The sequence below is a fragment of the Kribbella sp. NPDC104740 genome (assembly GCF_055583505.1).
In genome coordinates this window covers 605,299-626,064 of the sequence record NZ_JBVJNV010000001.1, presented here as the reverse complement: position 1 = coordinate 626,064, position 20,766 = coordinate 605,299, and the positions used below count along the sequence as shown (strand labels likewise).

Below are 20,766 nucleotides of genomic sequence, written 5' to 3'. Positions count from 1 at the left end.
ACGGACCGTTGAGCAGGCATCCGTCCCTGCAAAGTACCGCGAGATGGTGAACACATAGACTCAGTGCAACCAATCCGTGACCAGGCGGTTTCAGCGGGTGATCACGGCGTACAGGTCGAAGAGTCCGACCAGCAGGACCAGCCCCGCGGCGGCCTGAAGCACCCGCTCCTGGCCCAGGAAGCCCGGCGGCCTGTCCCCGGAGGCTTTGCGGAAGACCGCGCTGACAGCGGCCCAGCAGGCCAGCGCCAGCACGATCACCACGATGCCCAATCCGGTCCGTACGGCGGAACTTCCGTGCCCGGAGGCGAACAGCAGCACCCCGTTGGCGACTAGGCCGAGCGCCGTCCGCCGCCACGCGAGCAGCGTGCGCTCGGGCTGCAGACCGGGGTCGCGGGTCATCGCCAGAGCGCGAACAGCAGGCCGACCAGCCCGACCACCACGATCGTTGCCCCGAGCACCAACGGGAGCCGGGTCACCGGCAGCGGCCCGCCGCTGCGCATCGCGGTCAGATTCGCCTGCCAGCGGCGGAATGCGCCTGCCGTGGTGAGCAGACCGGCACCGACGAGCACGATGCCGATGATCCGGGCCGGCCAGCGGTCCCGGCCGAGGTCGAGGAACTGGACCGCGGACAGCCCACCGGCATAACAGGCGAGTGATGTCCGCAGGTACGCCAGGTAGGTGCGCTCGTTGGCGAGCGTGAACCGGTAGTCGGGCTCCTCGTCCGGGATCACCCGCAGCTCACCAGTCCCCGGCTCTGCTTGAGCGCGAGCACCCGGCGCACGCTGGCGTCGACCTGGGCGGAGAACTTCTTGTCCTGCTGGGCCTTCGCGACCACCGCGTCGACCATCGTCGCCGTCAGCGACGCCTTGGCCGTGATCACCACGTCGCCACCGGCCTCGATGAACAGCGTCGCGCGGTCGCCGGCCGGCACCGACGCCACCTCGGCGGCGGCGCCGACGTCGTCGGTGATCACCACGCCGTCGTACCCGAGGTCGCCACGCAGCATCCCCTGGACGATCGTCGGCGAGAAGACGGCCCGGTTGGTCTTGTCGATCTTGGTGTAGGTGACGGTGGAGACCATCACCAGGTCGCTGCCGGCCTCGATCCCGGCCGCGAACGGCGCCAGGTCGGCGTCACCGCGGACGGTGACGGTGTCGACGACGCCCGAGGAGAAGTCGGTGTTGCCGCGCACCCGGCCGAGGCCCGGGAAGTGCTTGACCGACGTCATCACGCCCGCGGCGTCCATGCCCTTCACGAAGGCGGCGACGTGCACGCCGATCGGGCCCGGCGTACTGCCGTAGCCGCGGTCGAGCGCGCCGATCGGCGCGTTGTCGTCGCCGAGGGACTTCGGTACGACGTCCGCGACCGGCGCGAGGTCGAGGTTCACCCCGGCCTGCTTGAGCTGCCGGCCCCACTGGGTCGCCTCGCTGGTGAGCTTCTGCGCCGACCAGCCGGCCTGCACGGTCGCGGCCGGGATCCGGTCGAAGCCGGTTCCCTTCAGGCGCTGGATCTTGCCGCCTTCCTGGTCCGCGGCGACGAACGGCTTGATCCCGTTCACCGTGGCCGCGGCGGTCGCGGCGGCCATCGCCGTCCGGGTGTGCGTCAGGCTGCCACCGTTGCCCATCAGCAGAACGCCACCAGGCTTACGACCCCGTACGACGGTCCGCTCGGCCGAGGTCATCCCGGTCGCGGTGATGCCCGTCATGATCAGCTGCGCCGCGCGCTCGCGCAGGGTGAGCCCGGCCAGCTTCTGGTCGAGGCAGCCGGTCTGCGGCGTGCCGGACGGCGTACTGGGCTGGTCGGTCGGGGTGCTGACCGGCGGTGGCGTGTTCGACGGCGGGAGCGGGACCGACGACGACGGCGCGGTGCTCGGGCCGGCCGTCGGTGAGCTCGTGTCAGCGCAGGCGGTCAGCAGAAGGGCGGTGGCTGCGACGGCTGCGACTCCCTGGAAGGTCTTCATCGCTGCCCATTGTTACCGCACCCCTCAGCTGGACTCCCAGGAGGCACTGTCGTCGGAGTGGCGGACCAGCGCGGCGCAGATGTCGTGCAGCTGCTGGACCTGCTCGGTGGTCAGTGGGTCGAAGACCGCGGAGCGGACCGTCTCGACGTGTCCCGGCGCGGTCTCCTCGAGCTTCTCGCGGCCCGCGTCGGTGAGGATCGCGACCTGCCCGCGGCGGTCCGAGGAGATGCCCTCACGGCGTACCCAGCCGACCTGCTCGAGGCGGTTCACCGCGTGCGACAGGCGGCTGCGCGAACCCAGCGTGGCGACCGCGAGCTCGCTCATCCGCAGGCGGCCGTCGGCCGCGTCGGAGAGCCGGACCAGGATCTCGTAGTACGTGTGCGGCATCCCGGCGTCGCGCTGGAGCTGCTGCTCGATCCGCCCGTTGACCACCCGCTGCGCCGCGATGAACGCGCGCCAGGCCTGCTGCTCTCGATCGTCCAGCCACCGGGGTTCCGCCATCACCGAAGCGTAGCCATCCCGGGGTCTTCACGTCCGGACGGCACGGTGGTCGGGACGACGAATCAGTCCGACCGCGACCGCGCAGATCACGATCCCGGCGGCGGCGAGCCAGCCGATCGTCTCGTGGAACATCAGGTACGCCAGCAGCATCGTGGTCGGCGGGACGAGGTAGAGCAGCGAGCTCACCCTGGTCGCGCCGGAGAGGCGCAGGTTGACCAGGTACAGACCCCAGCCGCCGGTGGTCGAGAGGACGACGAGCCAGACGGCGGCGCCGTAGAAGCCGAGGTCGTGCGGGACAGTCATCTGCCGAGTCGCCTGGGCGAAGCTGAGGAAGAGGACGCCGGAGACCAGGCTCTGCAGGCAGAGCGCGTCGAGGAGGTGGGCCTGCGGCTTGCGCTTGCGTTCGAGAACCGTCCCAGCGGCGAGGCCGAGCAGACCGCCGAACGGGAGCAGGAAGAGCAGCGGGGAGCCGTGGCCGAGGTCGTCGGCGACGACCAGGCCGACGCCGCCGAGGCCGACGAGCAGTCCGGTCCACTGCAGCGCGGTGACGCGTTCGCCGAGGAGCGGCCCGGCGACGGTGGCGATCAGGATCGGCTGGAGGGACCCGATCAGGGCGGTGATTCCGGCCGGGATGCCGTGGTCGATCCCGGCGAAGATCAGGCCGAGGTAGACGAACTGGGTCAGGAAGGCCATCGCGCCGTGGGTGATCAGGTCCTGGCGACTGATGCTCGGTCGGCGGATCGCGAGGATCACGGCGGCGATCGTCCCGGCGAGCAGGAAGCGCCAGGCGAGCAGGTCGACCGCGGAGCTGTACGTCGTACCCCAGCGGGCGCCGATGAAGCCGGAGCTCCAGAACACGACGAACCCGGCGCCGGCCAGCGCCGGGACGGCCTGCGATCTCTGGCGGGCGGCTGCTGCGATGGTCATACGAGTGACGTAACCATACCGGTCGGTATACTGTCAGTATGGTCGATCAGCAGCTGAGACCCACCCTGCTCGTGGAGCGCGCCCTGGTCCCGGCCGAGCGGCTGACGCCGGCCGGCGAGCGGATCCTCTCCGCGGCCTCGACGTTGTTCTACGCGTACGGCGTACGGGCGGTCGGGGTGGACGCGATCGCGGACGCGGCCGAGGTGACGAAGAAGACGCTGTACGACCGGTTCGGGTCGAAGGACCGGCTGATCGCGGCGTACCTGGAGGAGCGGAACCGGCAGTGGCACGCGTTCCTCGACGCCCAGCTCGCGCGGCGGGCGCCTTCAGGGCCTGAGGACGTGATCCTGGCGCTGTTCGCGGCGCTGGGCGAGTGGATGGAGGAGTCGCAGCGCGGCTGCGGGTTCATCAACGCGAGCATCGAGCTGGCGGCGCCGGACCATCCGGCGATGCCGGTGATCGTGGGGCAGAAGCAGTGGATGCGGGCGGAGTTCGTGGCGCAGGCGGAGCTGGCCGGGTTCGCTGAGGTGGAGGAGCTGGCGGATCGGTTGCTGCTGCTGCACGAGGGGGCGCTGGTGAGCTACCGGGTGATGCCTCATGCGCCGGAGGTGGCGCTGCGGGCTGCCGATGATCTGTTGGCCGGGTGGCCGCGCGCTTAGCTGCGCTTGGCGACCGTGAGACCGACGAGACGCGAGACCACCATCGCGACGTACCCGAGACCGGCCAGCTGCTCGAGCATGACCACCGAGCGCGCCCACGACTTGATCGGCACGATGTCGCTCAGGCCCGTGCTGGACAGCGTGGTGAAGCTCAGGAAGAGCAGCTCCATCCAGGTCCGGTCGTTCTGCGGGTTCACCGCGGCGATGAAGCTGCCTGGGTCGAGCGCCTGGACGACCACGAAGACGTACGCGAAACCCCACGCCACCAGCGTGAACGTCGCGCCGGTCGCGTACAGCTCGTCGACGCTGACGTCGTGGTCGGACAGCATGTACCGCAGCAGGCTGTACGCCGCGTAGAAGTAGAACGCCGCGTGGAACGCGCCCGAGATCGGCACGATCGCCTCGGTCGGGCGCATCGCGTCGACCAGTGACAGCACCACGGCCGGGATCCCCAGACACACGCTGACCCAGGTCAGACCGGGCGTCGAGCGGACCGAGAAGACCGCCAGCACCAGCACGATGATCCCGAGCGTCTCGAACCCGACCCGGCCCGCCCGCGACCCTTCCATCGCGGGATACACCAGGACGCCGAGCAGCTGCACGACCAGCAGCACGGCCGACGGGTGCCGCCGGGCGCTAGTGACCAGCGTCATCGAGATCCTCGCGGGAGGCGATGATCGCCTTGCGCCGGGCCAGCCGGTGGCTGCGCCGGATCTCGGCCTCGCGCATCCGCCGCCGGTCCTCGTCGTTCTCCGGCTCGACCTGCGGAACGAGCCGCGGCTGACCGTCGGAGTCGACGGCGACGAACACCAGGTACGCCGTGGCGACGTGCACCTGCGGACCGACCGAGTCCCAGCGGTCGGCGGTGATCCGGACCCCGATCTCCATCGAGCTGCGGCCGGTCCAGTTCACCTGGGCGGTGAAGTGCACGACGTCGCCGACCCGGACCGGGACCAGGAACTGCATCTCGTCCATCGACGCGGTGACCGCCGGGCCACCCGAGTGCCGGGCCGCGACGACACCCGCGACCGAGTCGACCAGCGTCATGATCACGCCACCGTGCACGGTGCCGAGCAGGTTGGTCTCGTTCTGCGCCGTGATGTGCGACAACGACAACCGCGCCGCCGACGACGGTCGCGACGCCGGGGTCTCCGCCATACCTCACCCTCCAGGAACTCGACTGCGGGCAGGATAACGGTCGCCTTGTCCACAGCCTGCGAACTCGTCGTCTCCGGCCGCCGAAGTCCTCGTACTTTTCTTGGCAAGGAGGCAAACATGACCATTCACCGACCCCCGGAACGGGCCCCAGGCAACAACTCTGCGCACAGGCCGGGCAGTGCTCCCGACCCTGTGCTGGCTCCGTTGACCGGCCCGCAGACCGCTCAGCTCATCCGGCTTGCGCTCGACGCCGCCGGCGAGCACGGCCTGCACGCGACCTTCGACGGCACCGACGCGTTGCTCCTCTCGCCAGGCCCGCTGCTCCCTCAGCTCAACTCCGACCTCGTCGCCGGGTTGAGCAACCTGGCCCGCGTCGTCGCCCCCGAACACCCCCACCGCTGGCCCCGCCTCGTGAGCGACCACTTCAACCGCCTGGGCGCCCACCTCAGTGACGGCCCACCTCCACCACCCACCGATCCCACTCACGACCTGATCGCGCGACTCGTCCCCACCACCGCACTCCCACCCAGCTGGACAGCCGGCATGCCCGAGTTCCTCCCCGGTCTCCTGGCCGTCCCCGCAACCCACACCGACGGTGTCGTCACCCTCCACCTCGACCCGAACGACTTCGGCATGACCCGCGAGGAGGCCCTCGACACCGCCCTGACCAACCTCCGGCACCACCCCGACCACGTCGAGCACTTCACCCACGAGGGCGCGACCATCACCGCTCTCAGCGGCTCCACCTTCGCCGCCTCCCGGGCGCTCGTCCTCGACACCGTCCTCCGCGAAACCCTGCACACCGAGAACCCACCACACGGCGTACTGGTCGCCCTCCCAGCCCGCAGCCTGCTCCTGATCCGCATCATCGAAGACCTCTCGATCCTCCCCGCCCTGGCCGTGATGCTCGGCCTCTCCCTACGCACCCACACCACCCAACCCGGCCCACTGACCCCATGGATCCACCACGTCACCGCCGCCGGCTGGTCCCCCGCGACCACCCAGCCCGACGACCTCCAGTCCATCCACCTGACCCCGGCCCTCCAAGCCCTGACCCGCACCTTGCCCTGATCCCCCGACCGAATGGGACAGTCAGACCATGCAGCCCTCGTCGCCCTCCCACGAGCTCTTCACCCGCGCCGCGGCCCACGCCGCCGCCTTCCGCGACTCCCTCGCCGAGCGCCCGGTCGGTGCCGCGCAGTCCTACCCGAAGGTCCGCGCCGCCTTCCGCCGCCCGCTCAACGACACCGGCCGGCCGGCACCGGAGATCATCGAGGACCTCATCGCCACCGCAGACCCAGGAATCGTCGCGAGCGCAGGCCCGCGCTACTTCGGCTTCGTCGTCGGCGGCGCACTCCCCTCCGCCACCGCCGCCGAGATCCTCGCCGCCGGCTGGGACCAGAACGCCTGGAACAGCGTCCTCTCCCCCACGACGGCAGCCGCGGAACAAGCAGCCGCCGACTGGCTGAAGGACCTCCTCGGCCTCCCACCCACAGCGTCGACCGGCTTCACCACCGGCGGCCAGTCAGCCAACACCGTCGCCCTGCTGGCAGCCCGCCACCACGTCCTCAACCAAGCCGGCTGGGACGTCGAGTCCGACGGCCTCAACGGCGCCCCCAAGGTCCGCATCGTCGCCGGCGAAGAACGCCACGCCACCATCGATCGCTCCCTACGCCTCCTGGGCTTCGGCTCCCGCTCCCTCGAACTGGTCCCCGCCGACACCAACGGCGCCCTGGACCTCGAAGCCCTGCGAACCCACCTCACCGGCCACACCGGCCCGCTCATCGTCTGCCTCCAAGCCGGCAACGTGAACACCGGCGCCGCCGACCCCCTCGGCGAAGCCTGCGACCTGATCCACGAACACGGCGGCTGGGCCCATATCGACGGCGCCTTCGGCCTCTGGGCGGCGGCCAGCCCCACCCACGCCCACCAGGTCACCGGCCTGGACCGCGCCGACTCCTGGGCCTGCGACGGCCACAAATGGCTGAACCTCCCGTACGACAGCGGCTTCGTCTTCTCCGCCCACCCCAAGTCACACGCCGACGCCCTCTCCTACAGCGCCTCGTACCTCGTCGCCTCCGGCGAACCCGAACCAGGCGACTACGCCCTAGAATCCTCCCGCCGAGCCCGAGGCCTAGCCGCCTGGGCCGCCCTCCAAGAACTAGGCCGCAAAGGCGTCCAAGACCTCGTCACCCGCACCTGCGCCCTAGCCCGCTCCTTCGCCACGCAACTAGAAGAAGCCGGCTACGAAATCGCCAACCAGGTAGTCCTCAACCAGGTCCTGGTCTCCTTCGGCTCCAACACCACAACCGACGAAGTAATCACCGAAATCCAAACCTCCGGCACCTGCTGGATGGGCGGCACCACCTGGCAAAACCGCCGCTACATGCGAATCTCAGTCTCCAACCACCTCACCACCGAGGCAGACGTCGCCCTCTCAGTCCAAGCAATCATCACCGCAGCCAACAAAACCCAACACCGCCACCACGCCGAGTGACCCCCACGATGCGCAGATCGGAGCCCTAGGCAACAAACACACACCACGCCACGACCATCCAACGAACGCGACGCCAGCCAGCAACGCACTCACCGACCACTCGTTCCCCAGCCGTCACACGGACGTCTGCGGCGCACTTCGCCGCCTCACCAGGCACCTCGTTCAACAACTGACCGCTCTCCACACCGCCATGAGCCCGCGACCGGCTCCTCACACCCCGAGCCCACCTCTGGGTCCCACCTGTGTGCGAGCTCGCCCACCGCTCGCTTCCTCACACCTCCGAGCCCACCTCTGCGTTCCACCCGTGCGCGAGCCCGCCCGCCGCCCACTTCCTCACACGCGCAAGCCCACCGCCGCCCCCTACACCCGTGCGCACCCCGGACGAACCGGTCCCGCCCCTGCCCCCATCACCACCCGACGGCGTCCCCTGTCCCAACGCAGGACGACGCACGCTGCCGTCCCTGTCCCCGCCTCATCGCGGGACGGTGTACTGCCGTCGAGACTCTCACCTCGCCACTGGCGCGACCTTCCTACCCGCGTTCACCGCCTGCTGGGTTCCGCCACCCGTCATATGGCTCGGCCGCTGCACCCGCATCCGCGGTCCAGCTGGCTGCCTGCCTTCCAACTTCCCCCAGGTCGCCCTGCCCTCCCGACCAACAGTTGCGCTCAACCAGCCCCACGAGCTCGCCGCCGGCTCCTCACACGCGAGCCCGCCCTTCGCCTACGCATGTGCCTGAGCCCACCGCTGGGCGCCGCTCGGTGTCGCTCCCGCGCCACCGCCCGACGCGCCGTGCCTTCCCGGGCTCCCCGGCTGCCGGATCTCGCCAGCCGCCGTCGCGTTCGGCCGCTGCGCCCACACCCGCAGACCCACGTGATGACTGCGTTTCGCCCTCCCGACAGATCGCCCCTGCACTCTGCTCGCCCGGCCAACGGCCGCGCTCAACCGATGCACGAGACCGCGCCTGGCTTCCTCATGCGCACGAGCCCACCGCTGCCTTGCTCACGTGCGCGAGCCCCAACTGGCTCCTCATGCGCGAGCCCACCGCGGGCTTCCCCGTACGTGAGCCGCCGTCCGGTCCTCATGTGCGCGATCCACCGCAGACTTCCACGCGCACAAGCCCACCGCTGGATTGCCTTGTGTGCGGCCCGCCGCTCGGTCTCCTAAGCACGCGGGCCCACCGCTGGCCTGCTCACGTGCACGAGCCCATCGGTGAACTCCGCATACGCAGCGCCGCGGGCGGCTTCCGCATACGCGCGAGCCCGCCGGTAGCTCCTGGGTGGGAGCTACCGGCGGGCTCAGCGAGCGCCGCAGATCAGGCGGCCGGGGGCATCAGGACCGTGTCGATCAGGTAGACCGTGGCGTTGGCGGTCTTGACGCCGCCGCAGATGACCTTGGCGTTGTTGACCATCAGGTTGTCGCCGGAGCCGGTGACGGTGACGGCGCCCTTTTCGACGGTGGTCTGCTTGCCGACGACGGCGGTCGGGTCGAGCTGGCCCGGAACGACGTGGTAGGTCAGGATCTTGGTCAGCAGGGCGCTGTCGGTCTTCAGGGTGTTGATGGTCGCGGCGGGGATCTTCGCGAAGGCCGAGTCGACCGGGGCGAAGACGGTGAACTCGCCGCCGTTGAGGGTCGAGACCAGGTCGACCTTCGGGTTCAGCTTGCCCGACACCGAGGCGACCAGGGTCTTCAGGAGCGGGTTGCCGGACGCGGCGGTCGCGACGGGGGCGGCGGCCATGCCGTCGATCGAGCCGGCGCCGGTGGCGTTGGCCTTGGCGTAGTCGGCGCAGCCCGGGCCGACCAGGCCGGACATGTTGTCGGCCGACGGGGTGGCGCTCGGGGTGTCCATCGGCGTCGAGGAGGTGCTGGTCGACGGGTTGCTGCCGCTGCCGGCGGTGTCGTCGCCGCCACCACAGGCAGCCGTTGCGAACAGCAACGAAACGGCCGCGGCGGAGATGGTGACGCGCTTGAGGGTGTTCGCCATGATGATCGTTCTCCTTTGAGTGGTGCTGGATCAGTACTTCGAGAAGTTCGTTGTTCTGTGGAAGTTTTGGGCTCTGTGCGTGGCTACTCGACCATCACCACCGTGTTGTGGAGGCCGCTGGAGCCGTTGGGGCGGGGAGCGGCACGGTCCGCGGTCTGGACTTGGCCGGTCCGGTCGGTGGCCCGGACGGTGAGGGTGTGGTTGCCCGGGGTCGCGTTCCAGCGGAAGGTCCACTGGCGCCAGATGTCGATGCCGGCCTCGTCCGCGAGCTGGGCGGGTTGCCAGGGGCCGTCGTCGACCTGGACCTCGACCTTGGCGATCCCGCGGTGCTGGGCCCAGGCGACCCCGGCGGCGACCGCCGGGCCGGGCTTGATCCGGGCGAAGCCCTTGGGGACGTCGATGCGGGACGAGGTCTTGATCGGCGCCTCGACCGACCAGCCGCGGTCGGTCCAGTAGGCGCTGAAGTCGTCGAAGCGGGTGACCTCGAAGTCGACGATCCACTTGGTCGCCGAGACGTAACCGTACAGACCGGGGACGACCATCCGGACCGGGAAGCCGTGGTCGAACGGCAGCGGCTCACCGTTCATACCGATCGCGAAGATCGCGTCCCGGCCGTCGGTCAGCGCCTGCAGCGGCGTACCGATGGTCAGGCCGTCGACGCTCGTGGACTTCACCGCGTCGGCACCGTCCTGCACGCCGGCCTCGCGGAGGATCTCAGCGATCGGTACGCCGATCCAGCGCGCGTTGCCGACGTACGGGCCGCCGACCTCGTTCGAGACGCAGGTCAGGGTGATGTCGCGTTCGATCACGCGGCGGTTGAGCAGGTCGGCGAAGTTCAGCCGGAGCTCACGGTCGACCATGCCGTGGATGCGGAGCTCCCAGTTGCGCGGGTCGACCTTCGGGACGGTGAGCAGCGTGTCCACGCGGTAGAAGGACTTGTTGGGGGTGGTGAAGGGGCTGACGCCGGCGACATCCGCGGAGACGCCTGCGGGTAAGGGCTTCGCCCGGCTCGCGGGTACGGGCAAGCGGATGCCGCGACGAGTTGCTTCGTCGACGCCGTCCGGGAGGAACCGAGCGACCGCTCCGCCCGCGACACCCGCAGCGCCCAAGGCGAACGTCGTCGCCAGGAACTTGCGGCGGTCGAAGCCCTCCGGGGCTTCGGCTTCGGGCTTTCTGCGGGTCAGGTAGCCGCCTGCCCGTAGTACGAGCCACATCCCGATCGTTGCTACCAGCAACGTGATCACACCGGGGAGCACCCGGACGAATCCGTTGGAGGCCAGCGATCGTCCGGTGGCCGCTGCGAGGATGGCCAGCAAACCCAGCAGGACGGTCATTCCGAGCGCGACCCGGGGGCGCTTGACGCCGATTGCTCCGGCGGCGAGCGCGAAGATGGCCACCGCGACCAGTACGCCGCCGACCAGGATCGGTTTGTCGGCGGTGCCGAGGTTCTTCACCGCCCAGTCCTTGGCCGGGCCGGGCGCGAGGTCGATCAGTTGGGTGCCGACGCCAACGACCGGTGAGGTGCCGCCGGCGATCGCCGCGGTCAGCTCGCCGAGCCCGAGGCCGGCTCCGGCGGCCACCAGGCCACCTACCGCTCCGAGTACTCGCTGCCGCACAGTCATGCCCGGACTTCGGACCTGTGCTCGACCCGGATGGGTCACTGGAGAAGATTTCTTCGAGCAGGCGGGAAGCTCCTGCCAGGTCAGCTACTTCTGGTCGTAGTGCCCCGGCCAGTCGTCGTAGCGGATGCGGGTGATGTCGAGGATCTCGCCGATCGTCGACCACTCGTTCTTGCCGAGGCGGGCCAGCGGGCGGAGGCGCTGGATGTCCGGGTGGTCGCCGTCCATCACGTCCTCGGCGATGGCGATGTGACGGACCCGCCCGATCACGACCGTGCAGTCGCCGAGCTCGAGGGTGGTGTGCAGCGTGCACTCGATCGCGACCGGGGACTCGGCGACGCGCGGCACCGCGACGGTCGTCGAGGGTTCGGTGGTCAGGCCGACGGCCTCGAACTCCGAGATCCCCGGCGGGAAGTTGGTCGCGGTCGCGTTGATCTGCTCGAAGAGCGGCTCGGCGGCGAAGTTGACCACGAACTCACCGGTGGCCTCGACGTTGTTCAGGCTGTCCTTGCGGCCGACCGAGGTGAACTGGACCATCGGCGGGCGCACGCAGGCGACGGTGAAGAAGGAGTGCGGTGCGAGGTTCAGTACGCCGTCCGCCGAGACCGAGGAGACCCAGGCGATCGGTCGCGGGACCACCACCGAGTTCAGCGCGGAGTAGATGACGCGGCCATCGACGACTTCCGGATCCAGATCGACTCGCATCGGTGCAGTATCTCGCGCGAAAACCGGTGGGCCTGCCGCGGCATCCCCGGAGGCGGAAGACTCGGCGCGTTAGAGCGTGTGCCGAACGACAGCGGAGGCGAGGGATGGGCAGCCGAGCAGTTGGTCGAGCGCGGCGGTCTCGATGCCGAGTCTGGGCGGTGGTTACAGGGCTGGATGGACGAGCTGCGCGAGCGCTTTGACGAGAACTCGCCGAAGGTGCTGCTGCACGGGGATCTCGCCTCGCAGAACCTGATGGTCGGCGACGACGGGCAGCTCGCGGCGCTGATCGACTGGGGTGACGCCGCCTGTCGAACCTCACCGGACCAGCCCACAACGGCGGGCGGCACTGGACCGCGGCCCCCGCGAGCCGCGTGCTGGGCGTGCTGCGGTTCGTCGCCTCAAGCCCGCCGGCGCCCTGGGACGGGCTGATCAAGAAGGTGGATCTCTGGGTCTGATCGACGGTGGTTGTGCTGGAATACAAGGGGTTCGCGGTCTTGTCACGACATGGTGCAGACTGAGATTCGTGACTGACTACACAGCAGCTGAGAACCGGTACGACGACCAGATGGCCTATCGGCGGACGGGACGCAGCGGTCTGCAGCTGCCGGCCATCTCGCTGGGTCTGTGGCACAACTTCGGTGACGACAAGCCGTTCGCGACGCAGCGCGACATCCTGCGCCGCGCGTTCGACCTGGGCGTCACCCACTTCGACCTGGCGAACAACTACGGCCCGCCGTACGGCTCGGCCGAGACGAACTTCGGGACGCACTTCGCGCGCGACTTCGCGAAGTACCGCGACGAGCTGATCCTGTCGACCAAGGCCGGGTACGACATGTGGCCGGGCCCGTACGGCCAGGGCGGCGGCTCCCGCAAGTACCTGCTCGCCTCGCTCGACCAGTCGCTGGACCGGATGGGCCTGGACTACGTCGACATCTTCTACTCGCACCGCTTCGACCCCGACACCCCGCTCGAGGAGACGATGGGCGCGCTCGACGCGGCCGTCCGCTCCGGCAAGGCCCTGTACGCCGGCATCTCGTCGTACTCCGCGGAGAAGACCCGCGAGGCGGCGGCGATCCTGGCCGACCTCGGTACGCCGCTGCTGATCCACCAGCCGTCGTACTCGATGCTGAACCGCTGGATCGAGGAGGACCTGCTGGACGCCGTCGGTGAGCTCGGTGTCGGCGTGATCGCGTTCTCGCCGCTGGCCCAGGGCATGCTGACCGACCGGTACCTGGACGGCATCCCGGCCGACTCGCGCGCCGCGCAGGGCAAGTCGCTGAGCACCGACATGCTCACCGAGGAGACCCTGAAGCACGTCCGCGCGCTGAACGAGATCGCGAAGCAGCGCGGCCAGTCCGTCGCGCAGCTCGCGCTGGCCTGGACGCTGCGCGACGACCGGGTCACCAGCGCGCTGATCGGCGCCTCCAGCGTCGCGCAGCTCGAGGACAACCTGGCCACGGTGAAGAACCTGAAGTTCAGCCAGGAGGAGCTCGACGCCATCGACGCGGACGCGGTCGAGGCCGGCATCAACCTGTGGAAGAAGAGCTCGGACCACTAGAAACACCTCGGTGAGCGGCTCGGCGCGCCCGAGCCGCTCACGGTCCGATCACGTGCGGTTGCGCGTGGTGGGGAGCGGGCGCACGCTGGGGAGAACCCCCAGGAGGTGGTTTCGATGACCGCTTCTACTCTTGAAGTGGCGCTCGGCTACGAGCACGGGAAGATCCGTGAACTGGCCGAGCCGGCCCACGAACCGGACGCGAGCCTGCCGCACCGGCGGCACGAGACGGACTGGTTCTACGCGATCGCGGCCCAGCACCTGGCCGCCGCGGAGGACGTGTTGCTGCCGAAGGTCCGGCGCCTGCCCGACGGGCGGTACCTGGTCTCCGCGTACGTCGGCAACGCCAAGCAGCTCGAGCGCTCGCTGCGGTTCCTGAAGGCCCGCCAGTACGGCGACAGCCGCGTGCTGCACCTGCGGGCCGACGAGGTCTGGCGGGTGCTCGACCGCCAGCTCGACGAGCACGAGCGGATGGAGACCGAGTACAGCCGGCAGCTGTGCGACACGCTCGGCGGCGAGGAGGTCAGCGCGCTGACCGAGCGGCTGCTGAGCGCCGAGGAGGTCGCGCCGACCCGGGCGCACCCGTTCTCGCCGCACACCGGGATGGCCGGGCGGATGGCGCACCGGATGTGGCGGGTCGCGGACACCGCGTGGGACAGCGCGGAAGGTCGCGTCGTACCGATGAACTACCACGCCCACCCCAAGCGCGACTCGGCCCTGTCGCACTACCTGCGCGGCGCCAAGATCCCGGAGGACCAGGACAGCTGAAACAAGTGATCGGACCGGCCCGAGGGATGCCTCCCGCGGACCGGCCCGATCGTGCTCCTGCCACTGCGCCTGGTTGTGGCGGGAGCGGGGCCTTCTCCACAGCGCCTGGAAGCGGAGAAGGTGTGGTTCCCGCCTCCGTCGCGCCTACGAGCGGAGATGGGACCCGGCGCCCTCCCCCGCTGCGCCTGGTGTGCGGGGGAGAGCGAGCTGTGCAGTTATTTGAGGGACTCGAGCGCCTTCTTCGCGCCCGGGTGCAGCGGAACCGGATCGGTCTGGGCGGCGGTCTCCAGGGTGATGTCCTTGGCGGCCGCGTTCACCTGGACCAGGGCGTCCTTGTTGTCGTAGATCACCTTGGTGAGCTTCTCGGCGAGCTCGTCCGGCATGTTCTTGCGGACCAGCAGCACGTTCGGAACGATGATCGTCTTCACGTCGCCCGGCTGCTTGTACGCCGCCGCCGGGATGGTGCCCTCGGCATAGATGGTGCCGTACTTCGTCGTCAGCGCCGGCAGCAGGTCCGTGATCGGGATCAGCTGGACGCCCTTGCCGAGGCTCGTGGTCAGGTCGGTGATGCCACCGGTCGGGATGCCGCCGGACCAGACCAGCGCGTCGATCGAGCCGCTCTTCATCGCGTCGACGGACTCGGGCAGGCCGAGCCGCTGCGCGGTGACGTCCTTGGCAGGGTCGAGCCCGGCCGCCTCGAGCAGCCGGCGCGCGATCACCTCGGTGCCGGAGTTCGGCGAGCCGGTCGAGACCCGCTTGCCCTTCAGGTCCGCGAACTTCGTGATCCCCGCGCCGGACCGGACCGCGACCTGGGTGTAGTTCGGGTAGAGCCGGGTCAGCGCGACCACGTCCTGCGGCTGCTGGAAGCTGTTCTGGCCCTTGACCGCGTCGGCGGCGGTGTCGCCGAGCGAGAACGCGATGTCGTAGTTGCCGGCCACCAGGCCCTGCACGTTCTGCACCGAGGCGCCGGTCTCGCTGGCGGTGGCCCGGTAGCCCTCGACCTTGTCCGAGATCACCGAGGCGAGCGCGCCACCGAGCTGGTAGTACACGCCGGTGGTGTTGCCGGTGGCAATCGTCAGCCGGCCACCGTCGGTCCCGGCGCCACCGGCCTCGGGTTCACGCTGCCCGCCGCAGGCCACCAGCGACACCGAGGCGGCGAGGGCGAGTACGGCGACGGGGAGGCGTCGGATTCTCATGAAGTGACGGATCCTTCCGGTTGTCCGGCCTGGCGCTGCCGCCGGACCAGGTTGATGACGACGGCAACAAGTAGCAAACCGATTCCGGCGGCGATGGTTACGGGCGCCAGGTAGAGCAGCAGCAGCGCGGCCGGGACGCAGAGCGCCCGCTCGACCCAGCTGGTGGCGACCAGGATCCAGCCGCCGGTGACCACGGCCAGCGCCGCGACCGCCAGCATCGACACCGCCAGCGTCCAGACCATGCCGACGAACGATCCCTGACCGAGCAGGTGCGCGCCGTTCTCGGTGAGCACGAACGCGAACGGGACCAGGAAGGCCGGCAGCGTGTACTTCCAGGCCTGCCACATCGTCGCCATCGTCCGGCCGCCGGTGATCGCGGAGGTGGCCACGGCGGCCAGCGCGGTCGGCGGCGACACCTCGGACAGGACGGCGTAGTAGAAGATGAACATGTACGCCTCGGCCTGGGTGACGCCGAGCTGCACCAGCGCCGGCGCGATGATCACCGCGGCGATGATGAACGACGCGGTGACCGGCACCGCGAGACCGAGGATCAGCACGGCGATCGCCGACAGCGCCACGGTCAGGATCAGGATCACGGTCGGGTCGTCGGTGACGCCGCGGCCGGCCTCGACGATGATCTCGGCCAGGTTCAGCCCGAGCCCGGTCTGGGTGGTGACCGCGACGATCACGCCCGCGGTCGCGCAGGTGGCCGCCACCGGCAGCACCGATCGGGTGCCCTGGGCAAGCGCCTTGAACAGCGGCCCGGGGGTGAGCCGGTGCTCGCGGTCGAGGAAGGACAGCACGATCTGCAGCAGTACGGCGTACACGACGGCCTTGAACGGCGGCACGTCGACCGCCATGAAGCCGATGATCACGAACAGCGAGAGGAAGTGGTAGCTGAACCGGAGCAGCAGCTTGCGGGCCGACTGGGTCGAGGTCTCGGCCGAGGTGGTGCCGTGCCGGCGGGCGTCGATCTCGATCGCGAGCAGGATGCCCAGGTAGTAGAGGATGGTCGGGATCACCGCGAAGCCGAGCACCGTCAGGTACGAGACCTGGAGGAACTCGGCGATGATGAACGCGGCCGCGCCGAGCGTCGGCGGGGACAGGATCGCGCCGATGCCCGCGGCGGCGAGCATGCCGCCGGCCGGTTCGGGTGGGTAGCCCGCGCGGCGCAGGATCGGCCAGGACACGGTGCCGAGCGAGACGGCGGTCGCCGTACCGGAGCCGGAGACGCTGCCGAGCAGGAAGCCGGCCAGCGTCACCGTCCGGCCGGGAGCGGTCCGGCTGCGCTTGAACGCGGCGAAGGACAGGTCGATGAAGAACTTGCCGGCGCCGGAGTAGTCGAGCACGGCGCCGTAGATGGTGAACAGCACGATGTAGCTGGCGGCGACGCCGAGCGGGGTGCCGTAGAAGCCGGCCGTGCCCATCGTGAACTGGGCGATGATCGCGTCGAAGTTGAAGCCCTGGTGCGCGAGCGACCAGGTGTAGGGCAGGTAGCCGCCGTAGTAGGCGTAGGCGATGAAGAGCAGGCTGAACAGCGGGAGCACCCAGCCCGTCGTACGGCGGCAGGCTTCGAGCAGCAGGATCAGCAGCAGCGCGCCGACCAGGACGTCGGTCGAGGTCGGCGCCTGGCGGCGCTCGAGGAAGCCGTCGAAGTCGAGCAGCGGGTAGAGGCAGACGACCAGCGCGACCGCGGCCAGGACCCAGTCCAGGATCCCCGGGTCGTCGTGGGTGCGGCCCTTGAACGGGTTCAGGAAGGCCGGCACCTTCCAGCCCCGATAGCACAACAAAGTGATCGGGAGAACCGCTGCGAGAAAAATCACTAAGTAGTACTGCGTGCCGGCCGACAGCGGGAAGAACACCTGGAGCAGGACGCCGACGCTGACCACCGCGCACCAGACCGAGATCACCAGATCCAGGGCAGGCCGCAGCCGCCGAGCGGGTTTCTCCTGCTCGTACTCGGCCAGCTCGGCGTCGGAGAGCGCGGCGGTGCCGCCCCCCGTACCAACACCCACAGTCATTGTCCGGTTCCCTCCCGTGGTCGGAGACTAGTGTCGCCGACCACGGCACGCAGTCACGTGATTACGTCTTTACCAAGATCTGACACATGTGAGCGTCTCCTGCCCTACGATCACGGCATGAGCGGCGCGGTGCGGATCCTGTTGGTCGAAGACGATCTCGACATCGCCAATGCGCTGATACCCGCGCTGCGCCGGTACGGGCTGATGGTGACGCACGTCCGGACCGCCGCCGACGCCCTCGCGGCCGACCCCGGCGACCTGGTCCTGCTCGACCTCGGACTGCCCGACGGCGACGGCATCAACGTCTGCCGGCAGATCCGGACCGTGTCCGACGTCCCGGTGATCGCGGTCACCGCGCGCGGGGAGGCGGCCGACCGGGTCCGCGGCCTGCGCAGCGGGGCCGACGACTACGTGGTGAAGCCGTTCGCGATCTCCGAGCTGCTGGCCCGGATCGACGCCGTACTGCGCCGTACCGGACTGCTCCAACCCCGCCCCCGGGTGACAGTCGGCGACCTGACCGTGGACATCGAGGCCCGCACCGTCCAGGTCGCCGACAAGCCCATCAGCCTGACCCGCAAGGAGTTCGACGTGCTAGCTGTGCTGGCCGCGCACCACGGCCGGGTGGTGCCGCGTGAGCAGGTCGCGCTGTACGCCTGGCAGTCCGTCTTCGAGGCGTCCTCGCGGACGATGGACGTCCACGTCGCCAGCCTGCGGGCCAAACTGGGCCGCCCCGAGCTGGTCCAGACGATCCGCGGCGTCGGCTACAGACTCGGTTCGGACTGACCGTTGCGCCGTCGCCTGCTGCAGTCCCTCGTCCCCCTGGTCGCCATCCTGGCCATCGTCGCGGCCGTGCCGCTGGCCAACTTCATCGCGACCAACACCACCCGCAACCTGTTCCTGTCGCGCAGCAACGACGCCGACTGGTTCGCCACCATGGCCGAGTCGCCGCTGCAGTCCGGTGACATCGCCACCCTGCGCGAGCTGGCGGTCCGCTACCACGAGCTCTACAACACCCCGGTCTTCGTCGTCGACGTCGACCGCCGGGTGGTCGCCACCTCGCGCTCCGGCGTGGACGTGAAGGACCCGGACATCAAGCTGGTCCTGGACAGCACCCTGTCCGGCCGGCTGCCGGCCGAGCCGAAGGCGCTGTGGCCCTGGCAGTCCGGCGAGATGGTCGTCTCCCGCCCGGTGGTGAACAACGGCCGTGTGCTCGGCGCCTCGGTGCTGCGGGTACCGACCGAGAAGGGCCGCCAGGACGTCCAGAACGGTCTGCTCCTGCTGCTCGGCGGACTGCTGATCTCGGTCGGAGCCGTTGTCATCGGCATCGTTCGCCCGGTCACCCGCTGGGTGCTCCGGCCGCTGAACGACCTGGACAACGCCACCCACCAGGTCACCCGTGGCGCGCTCGACACCCGGGTCTCCACCGACGGCCGCGCGCCGGAGCTGCGCCGGCTCGGCGACAGCTTCAACTCGATGGCGCTCAGCCTGCACCAGGCCCGTCAGCGCGAGCGTGAGTTCGTCGCCGACGCCTCGCACCAGCTCCGGACACCGTTGACCTCGGCAAGAATCCACATCGAGGGCCTGTCCCGGCTGTCGCCGACCGCGCGGTTCGCGCTCAGCGACATCGACCGGCTCGGCCGGATCGTCCAGCGGCTGTCCCGCCTGGCCGGCTCCGACCGCCCGGGCGACGTCGAGGGCAGCGAGGCACCCCTGGACCTCGCGCAGGCCGTCAAGGAGCGTCTGGTCGGCTGGAAGGCCGTGTACGCCGCCGACGACCTGGAGCTGATCATCGGCGAGATGGTCCCGGGCGGGGTCGCCGCCGAGCTCGAGGTCGACGACATCCTCGACGTACTGCTCGACAACGCCAGCAAGTACGGCGCCCCGCCGGTCGAGGTCTCGGTCACCCGGGACGGCACCGAGGTGGTGATGTCGGTGCGCGACCACGGGCTCGGGCTCGGATCGCGCGACCTGAAGAAGGTCGGCGAGCGGTTCTGGCGCAGCGCGCACCACCGGGAGATGCCCGGCACCGGGCTCGGCCTGGCGATCGTCCGCTCCGAGGCCGCCCGGGTGGGTGGCCGGGTGGTGGCCCGCCCGCCGATCGGTGGCGGTCTGGTGATCGAGGTCCGGGTCCCGCTGATCGACGACTACGAGGACTGAGTCCTTCAGACACACGAAAGGGCGGTGGAGGCAACGGCCTCCACCGCCCTTTCGGCGTTCTCAGACGTGGTTCTCCTTGTACCAGCGCTCTGCCGCCGGGTGCAGCGGGATCGGCATCGTCGCGATCGCGGAGCGGGCGTCCAGGGAGCCGGCCTCGGGGTGGATGGCCATCAGGTCGGCCTGCCGGCGGAACATCGTGCTCAGCGTCCACCAGGCCCAGGCGTCGGACAGGTTCTTCCGGGCCAGCAGGTAGTTCGGTACGGCGAGCGTCGGCACCGACGTCGACAGCTGGTACACCGACGGCGGGATCGACGACAGCACGTAGCCGCCGAAGCGCTTGCTGGCGATCTGCTGCGCGGTGGCGCCGATGTCGACCAGCTTGAACCCGATCGACTTCTGCAGGTCCAGGATCGGTTTGGTCGGCAGGCCGCCGCTCCAGATCAGCGCGTCGATGCCCTTCTTCGGGTTGGTGAGCCGGTCCTGCAGGCCCTGCACCGCGGCCTCGAGGCCGAGCGTCTTCTGCTGCACGCTGATCCCCGCGGTCTGCAGGATCCGCAGCGCCACCACGCGGGTGCCGGAGTTGACCGGCCCGACGCTGACGACCTTGCCCTTCAGGTCGTCCAGGGTGTCGATCGGCGACGAGGTCGGGACCACCACGTGCACGTAGTTGTCGTACGTCCGGGCCAGCGCCGTGAACCTCTTCAGCGCGCCGCTGCGGAACGCCGTGCCCGGGGTCCCCTCCCAGGCGTCCAGCGCCGAGTCGGACAGGCTGAAGCCGATGTCCGCGCTCCCGGCGGCGAGCATCCGCAGGTTGGCGACCGAGCCGTCGGTCATCACCGGCTTCATCTCCACACCGGTCTGCTCGGTGACCAGCTTGGCCAGGCCGGCGCCGTACACGGCGTACACGCCGCCCTCGTTACCGGTGGCGAACCTGGCGGGTCCGGCGGGAGCCGGCTCGTCGGAGCGGCCGCGGGAGCAGCCCGGGAGGAGCAGGGACCCGGCGGCCGCGGCCCCCAGTCCCAGCGCGTGGCGGCGGGTCAGCAGGCGGGGACGATCCATGG

General features: G+C 69.9%; 21 protein-coding genes. 8 read left to right on the top strand and 13 right to left on the bottom strand.

The window, feature by feature from the left end; genetic code table 11:
- Positions 1 to 90 precede the first annotated feature (90 nt).
- From ACZ6Z4_RS02955 to ACZ6Z4_RS02935, 5 genes are read right to left on the bottom strand one after another with little or no spacing between them, the layout of a single operon-like run.
- Entirely contained in the window at positions 91 to 399 is a 309-nt protein-coding gene (locus ACZ6Z4_RS02955) for a DUF202 domain-containing protein (RefSeq protein ID WP_465557506.1), read from the bottom strand.
- Entirely contained in the window at positions 396 to 731 is a 336-nt protein-coding gene (locus ACZ6Z4_RS02950) for a YidH family protein (protein WP_363667353.1), read from the bottom strand. Before ACZ6Z4_RS02950 ends, ACZ6Z4_RS02955 begins: the two co-directional genes overlap by 4 nt.
- Positions 728 to 1,960: a glycoside hydrolase family 3 N-terminal domain-containing protein gene (locus ACZ6Z4_RS02945; protein WP_465557504.1), complete on the bottom strand. Its 1,233-nt coding sequence runs from the start codon at positions 1,958 to 1,960 to the stop codon at positions 728 to 730. The genes ACZ6Z4_RS02950 and ACZ6Z4_RS02945 overlap by 4 nt, the downstream gene beginning before the upstream one ends.
- Positions 1,961 to 1,984: 24 nt before the next feature.
- Positions 1,985 to 2,461, bottom strand: coding sequence for a MarR family winged helix-turn-helix transcriptional regulator (locus ACZ6Z4_RS02940; RefSeq protein ID WP_465557502.1), 477 nt, complete (start codon positions 2,459 to 2,461; stop codon positions 1,985 to 1,987).
- Positions 2,462 to 2,488: 27 nt separating this feature from the next.
- The gene (locus ACZ6Z4_RS02935) at positions 2,489 to 3,388 is read right to left on the bottom strand and encodes a DMT family transporter (protein WP_465557500.1); all 900 of its coding nucleotides are present in this window, start codon (positions 3,386 to 3,388) and stop codon (positions 2,489 to 2,491) included.
- A gap of 38 nt (positions 3,389 to 3,426) precedes the next feature.
- Here ACZ6Z4_RS02935 and ACZ6Z4_RS02930 point away from each other — a divergent pair, with 38 nt between their 5' ends.
- Positions 3,427 to 4,047, top strand: a complete 621-nt coding sequence (locus tag ACZ6Z4_RS02930) for a TetR/AcrR family transcriptional regulator (protein ID WP_465557498.1) — start codon at positions 3,427 to 3,429, stop codon at positions 4,045 to 4,047.
- On the opposite strand, the gene ACZ6Z4_RS02925 is transcribed toward ACZ6Z4_RS02930, so the two are convergent.
- Positions 4,044 to 4,700, bottom strand: coding sequence for a potassium channel family protein (locus tag ACZ6Z4_RS02925; RefSeq protein ID WP_363667363.1), 657 nt, complete (start codon positions 4,698 to 4,700; stop codon positions 4,044 to 4,046). The two genes, ACZ6Z4_RS02930 and ACZ6Z4_RS02925, sit on opposite strands and share 4 nt — an antisense overlap.
- Positions 4,684 to 5,205, bottom strand: coding sequence for an acyl-CoA thioesterase (locus ACZ6Z4_RS02920; RefSeq protein ID WP_465557496.1), 522 nt, complete (start codon positions 5,203 to 5,205; stop codon positions 4,684 to 4,686). Before ACZ6Z4_RS02920 ends, ACZ6Z4_RS02925 begins: the two co-directional genes overlap by 17 nt.
- A 204-nt stretch (positions 5,206 to 5,409) precedes the next feature.
- Between ACZ6Z4_RS02920 and ACZ6Z4_RS02915 the strand changes: the two genes are divergently transcribed.
- Positions 5,410 to 6,276, top strand: coding sequence for a hypothetical protein (locus tag ACZ6Z4_RS02915; protein ID WP_465557494.1), 867 nt, complete (start codon positions 5,410 to 5,412; stop codon positions 6,274 to 6,276).
- A gap of 28 nt (positions 6,277 to 6,304) precedes the next feature.
- Positions 6,305 to 7,702: a pyridoxal phosphate-dependent decarboxylase family protein gene (locus tag ACZ6Z4_RS02910; RefSeq protein ID WP_465557492.1), complete on the top strand. Its 1,398-nt coding sequence runs from the start codon at positions 6,305 to 6,307 to the stop codon at positions 7,700 to 7,702.
- Positions 7,703 to 9,015: 1,313 nt separating this feature from the next.
- Here ACZ6Z4_RS02910 and ACZ6Z4_RS02905 read toward each other — a convergent pair.
- The 3 genes from ACZ6Z4_RS02905 to ACZ6Z4_RS02895 all read right to left on the bottom strand — a co-directional run bounded on the left by ACZ6Z4_RS02905 (position 9,016) and on the right by ACZ6Z4_RS02895 (position 12,008).
- The gene (locus tag ACZ6Z4_RS02905) at positions 9,016 to 9,684 is read right to left on the bottom strand and encodes a fasciclin domain-containing protein (protein WP_465557490.1); all 669 of its coding nucleotides are present in this window, start codon (positions 9,682 to 9,684) and stop codon (positions 9,016 to 9,018) included.
- 83 nt (positions 9,685 to 9,767) lie between these two features.
- Positions 9,768 to 11,264, bottom strand: a complete 1,497-nt coding sequence (locus ACZ6Z4_RS02900; RefSeq protein WP_465557488.1) for a molybdopterin-dependent oxidoreductase — start codon at positions 11,262 to 11,264, stop codon at positions 9,768 to 9,770.
- 126 nt (positions 11,265 to 11,390) lie between these two features.
- Positions 11,391 to 12,008, bottom strand: coding sequence for a flavin reductase family protein (locus ACZ6Z4_RS02895; protein WP_465557486.1), 618 nt, complete (start codon positions 12,006 to 12,008; stop codon positions 11,391 to 11,393).
- A gap of 78 nt (positions 12,009 to 12,086) precedes the next feature.
- Here ACZ6Z4_RS02895 and ACZ6Z4_RS02890 point away from each other — a divergent pair, with 78 nt between their 5' ends.
- From ACZ6Z4_RS02890 to ACZ6Z4_RS02880, 3 genes are all read left to right on the top strand, one after another.
- A complete protein-coding gene (locus ACZ6Z4_RS02890; RefSeq protein WP_465557484.1) occupies positions 12,087 to 12,437 on the top strand; it encodes a phosphotransferase in 351 nt (116 codons plus the stop codon).
- A gap of 94 nt (positions 12,438 to 12,531) precedes the next feature.
- Entirely contained in the window at positions 12,532 to 13,566 is a 1,035-nt protein-coding gene (gene mgrA, locus ACZ6Z4_RS02885) for an L-glyceraldehyde 3-phosphate reductase (protein WP_363667379.1), read from the top strand.
- Between the two features lie 114 nt (positions 13,567 to 13,680).
- Entirely contained in the window at positions 13,681 to 14,331 is a 651-nt protein-coding gene (locus ACZ6Z4_RS02880; protein WP_465557482.1) for a hypothetical protein, read from the top strand.
- 215 nt (positions 14,332 to 14,546) lie between these two features.
- On the opposite strand, the gene ACZ6Z4_RS02875 is transcribed toward ACZ6Z4_RS02880, so the two are convergent.
- Positions 14,547 to 15,527 (bottom strand): TAXI family TRAP transporter solute-binding subunit, encoded by a 981-nt coding sequence (locus tag ACZ6Z4_RS02875; RefSeq protein WP_465557480.1) that lies wholly within the window; start codon positions 15,525 to 15,527, stop codon positions 14,547 to 14,549.
- Positions 15,524 to 17,548 carry a TRAP transporter permease gene (locus ACZ6Z4_RS02870; protein ID WP_465557478.1) on the bottom strand — a complete coding sequence of 675 codons (2,025 nt, stop codon included), beginning with the start codon at positions 17,546 to 17,548 and terminating at the stop codon, positions 15,524 to 15,526. Before ACZ6Z4_RS02870 ends, ACZ6Z4_RS02875 begins: the two co-directional genes overlap by 4 nt.
- Before the next feature lie 117 nt (positions 17,549 to 17,665).
- On the opposite strand from ACZ6Z4_RS02870, the gene ACZ6Z4_RS02865 reads away from it, so the two are divergent.
- Both ACZ6Z4_RS02865 and ACZ6Z4_RS02860 read left to right on the top strand, forming a co-directional pair.
- On the top strand, positions 17,666 to 18,331 hold the full coding sequence (locus tag ACZ6Z4_RS02865; protein WP_012918592.1) for a response regulator transcription factor: 666 nt from the start codon (positions 17,666 to 17,668) through the stop codon (positions 18,329 to 18,331).
- A 3-nt stretch (positions 18,332 to 18,334) separates the two neighbouring features.
- Complete coding sequence (locus tag ACZ6Z4_RS02860) at positions 18,335 to 19,705, top strand: sensor histidine kinase (protein WP_363667388.1); 1,371 nt, start codon at positions 18,335 to 18,337, stop codon at positions 19,703 to 19,705.
- Positions 19,706 to 19,765: 60 nt separating this feature from the next.
- Here ACZ6Z4_RS02860 and ACZ6Z4_RS02855 read toward each other — a convergent pair whose 3' ends face one another.
- Positions 19,766 to 20,764: a TAXI family TRAP transporter solute-binding subunit gene (locus tag ACZ6Z4_RS02855; protein ID WP_465557474.1), complete on the bottom strand. Its 999-nt coding sequence runs from the start codon at positions 20,762 to 20,764 to the stop codon at positions 19,766 to 19,768.
- Positions 20,765 to 20,766: the final 2 nt, after the last annotated feature.

Bases quoted from the DNA above. Each gene is read 5' to 3' on its own strand.
- ACZ6Z4_RS02955 (WP_465557506.1), bottom strand. From the start codon at position 399: ATGACCCGCGACCCCGGTCTGCAGCCCGAGCGCACGCTGCTCGCGTGG.
- ACZ6Z4_RS02945 (WP_465557504.1), bottom strand. From the start codon at position 1,960: ATGAAGACCTTCCAGGGAGTCGCAGCCGTCGCAGCCACCGCCCTTCTG.
- ACZ6Z4_RS02940 (WP_465557502.1), bottom strand. From the start codon at position 2,461: ATGGCGGAACCCCGGTGGCTGGACGATCGAGAGCAGCAGGCCTGGCGC.
- ACZ6Z4_RS02935 (WP_465557500.1), bottom strand. From the start codon at position 3,388: ATGACCATCGCAGCAGCCGCCCGCCAGAGATCGCAGGCCGTCCCGGCG.
- ACZ6Z4_RS02930 (WP_465557498.1), top strand. From the start codon at position 3,427: ATGGTCGATCAGCAGCTGAGACCCACCCTGCTCGTGGAGCGCGCCCTG.
- ACZ6Z4_RS02925 (WP_363667363.1), bottom strand. From the start codon at position 4,700: ATGACGCTGGTCACTAGCGCCCGGCGGCACCCGTCGGCCGTGCTGCTG.
- ACZ6Z4_RS02920 (WP_465557496.1), bottom strand. From the start codon at position 5,205: ATGGCGGAGACCCCGGCGTCGCGACCGTCGTCGGCGGCGCGGTTGTCG.
- ACZ6Z4_RS02910 (WP_465557492.1), top strand. From the start codon at position 6,305: ATGCAGCCCTCGTCGCCCTCCCACGAGCTCTTCACCCGCGCCGCGGCC.
- ACZ6Z4_RS02905 (WP_465557490.1), bottom strand. From the start codon at position 9,684: ATGGCGAACACCCTCAAGCGCGTCACCATCTCCGCCGCGGCCGTTTCG.
- ACZ6Z4_RS02895 (WP_465557486.1), bottom strand. From the start codon at position 12,008: ATGCGAGTCGATCTGGATCCGGAAGTCGTCGATGGCCGCGTCATCTAC.
- ACZ6Z4_RS02880 (WP_465557482.1), top strand. From the start codon at position 13,681: ATGACCGCTTCTACTCTTGAAGTGGCGCTCGGCTACGAGCACGGGAAG.
- ACZ6Z4_RS02875 (WP_465557480.1), bottom strand. From the start codon at position 15,527: ATGAGAATCCGACGCCTCCCCGTCGCCGTACTCGCCCTCGCCGCCTCG.
- ACZ6Z4_RS02870 (WP_465557478.1), bottom strand. From the start codon at position 17,548: ATGACTGTGGGTGTTGGTACGGGGGGCGGCACCGCCGCGCTCTCCGAC.
- ACZ6Z4_RS02865 (WP_012918592.1), top strand. From the start codon at position 17,666: ATGAGCGGCGCGGTGCGGATCCTGTTGGTCGAAGACGATCTCGACATC.
- ACZ6Z4_RS02855 (WP_465557474.1), bottom strand. From the start codon at position 20,764: ATGGATCGTCCCCGCCTGCTGACCCGCCGCCACGCGCTGGGACTGGGG.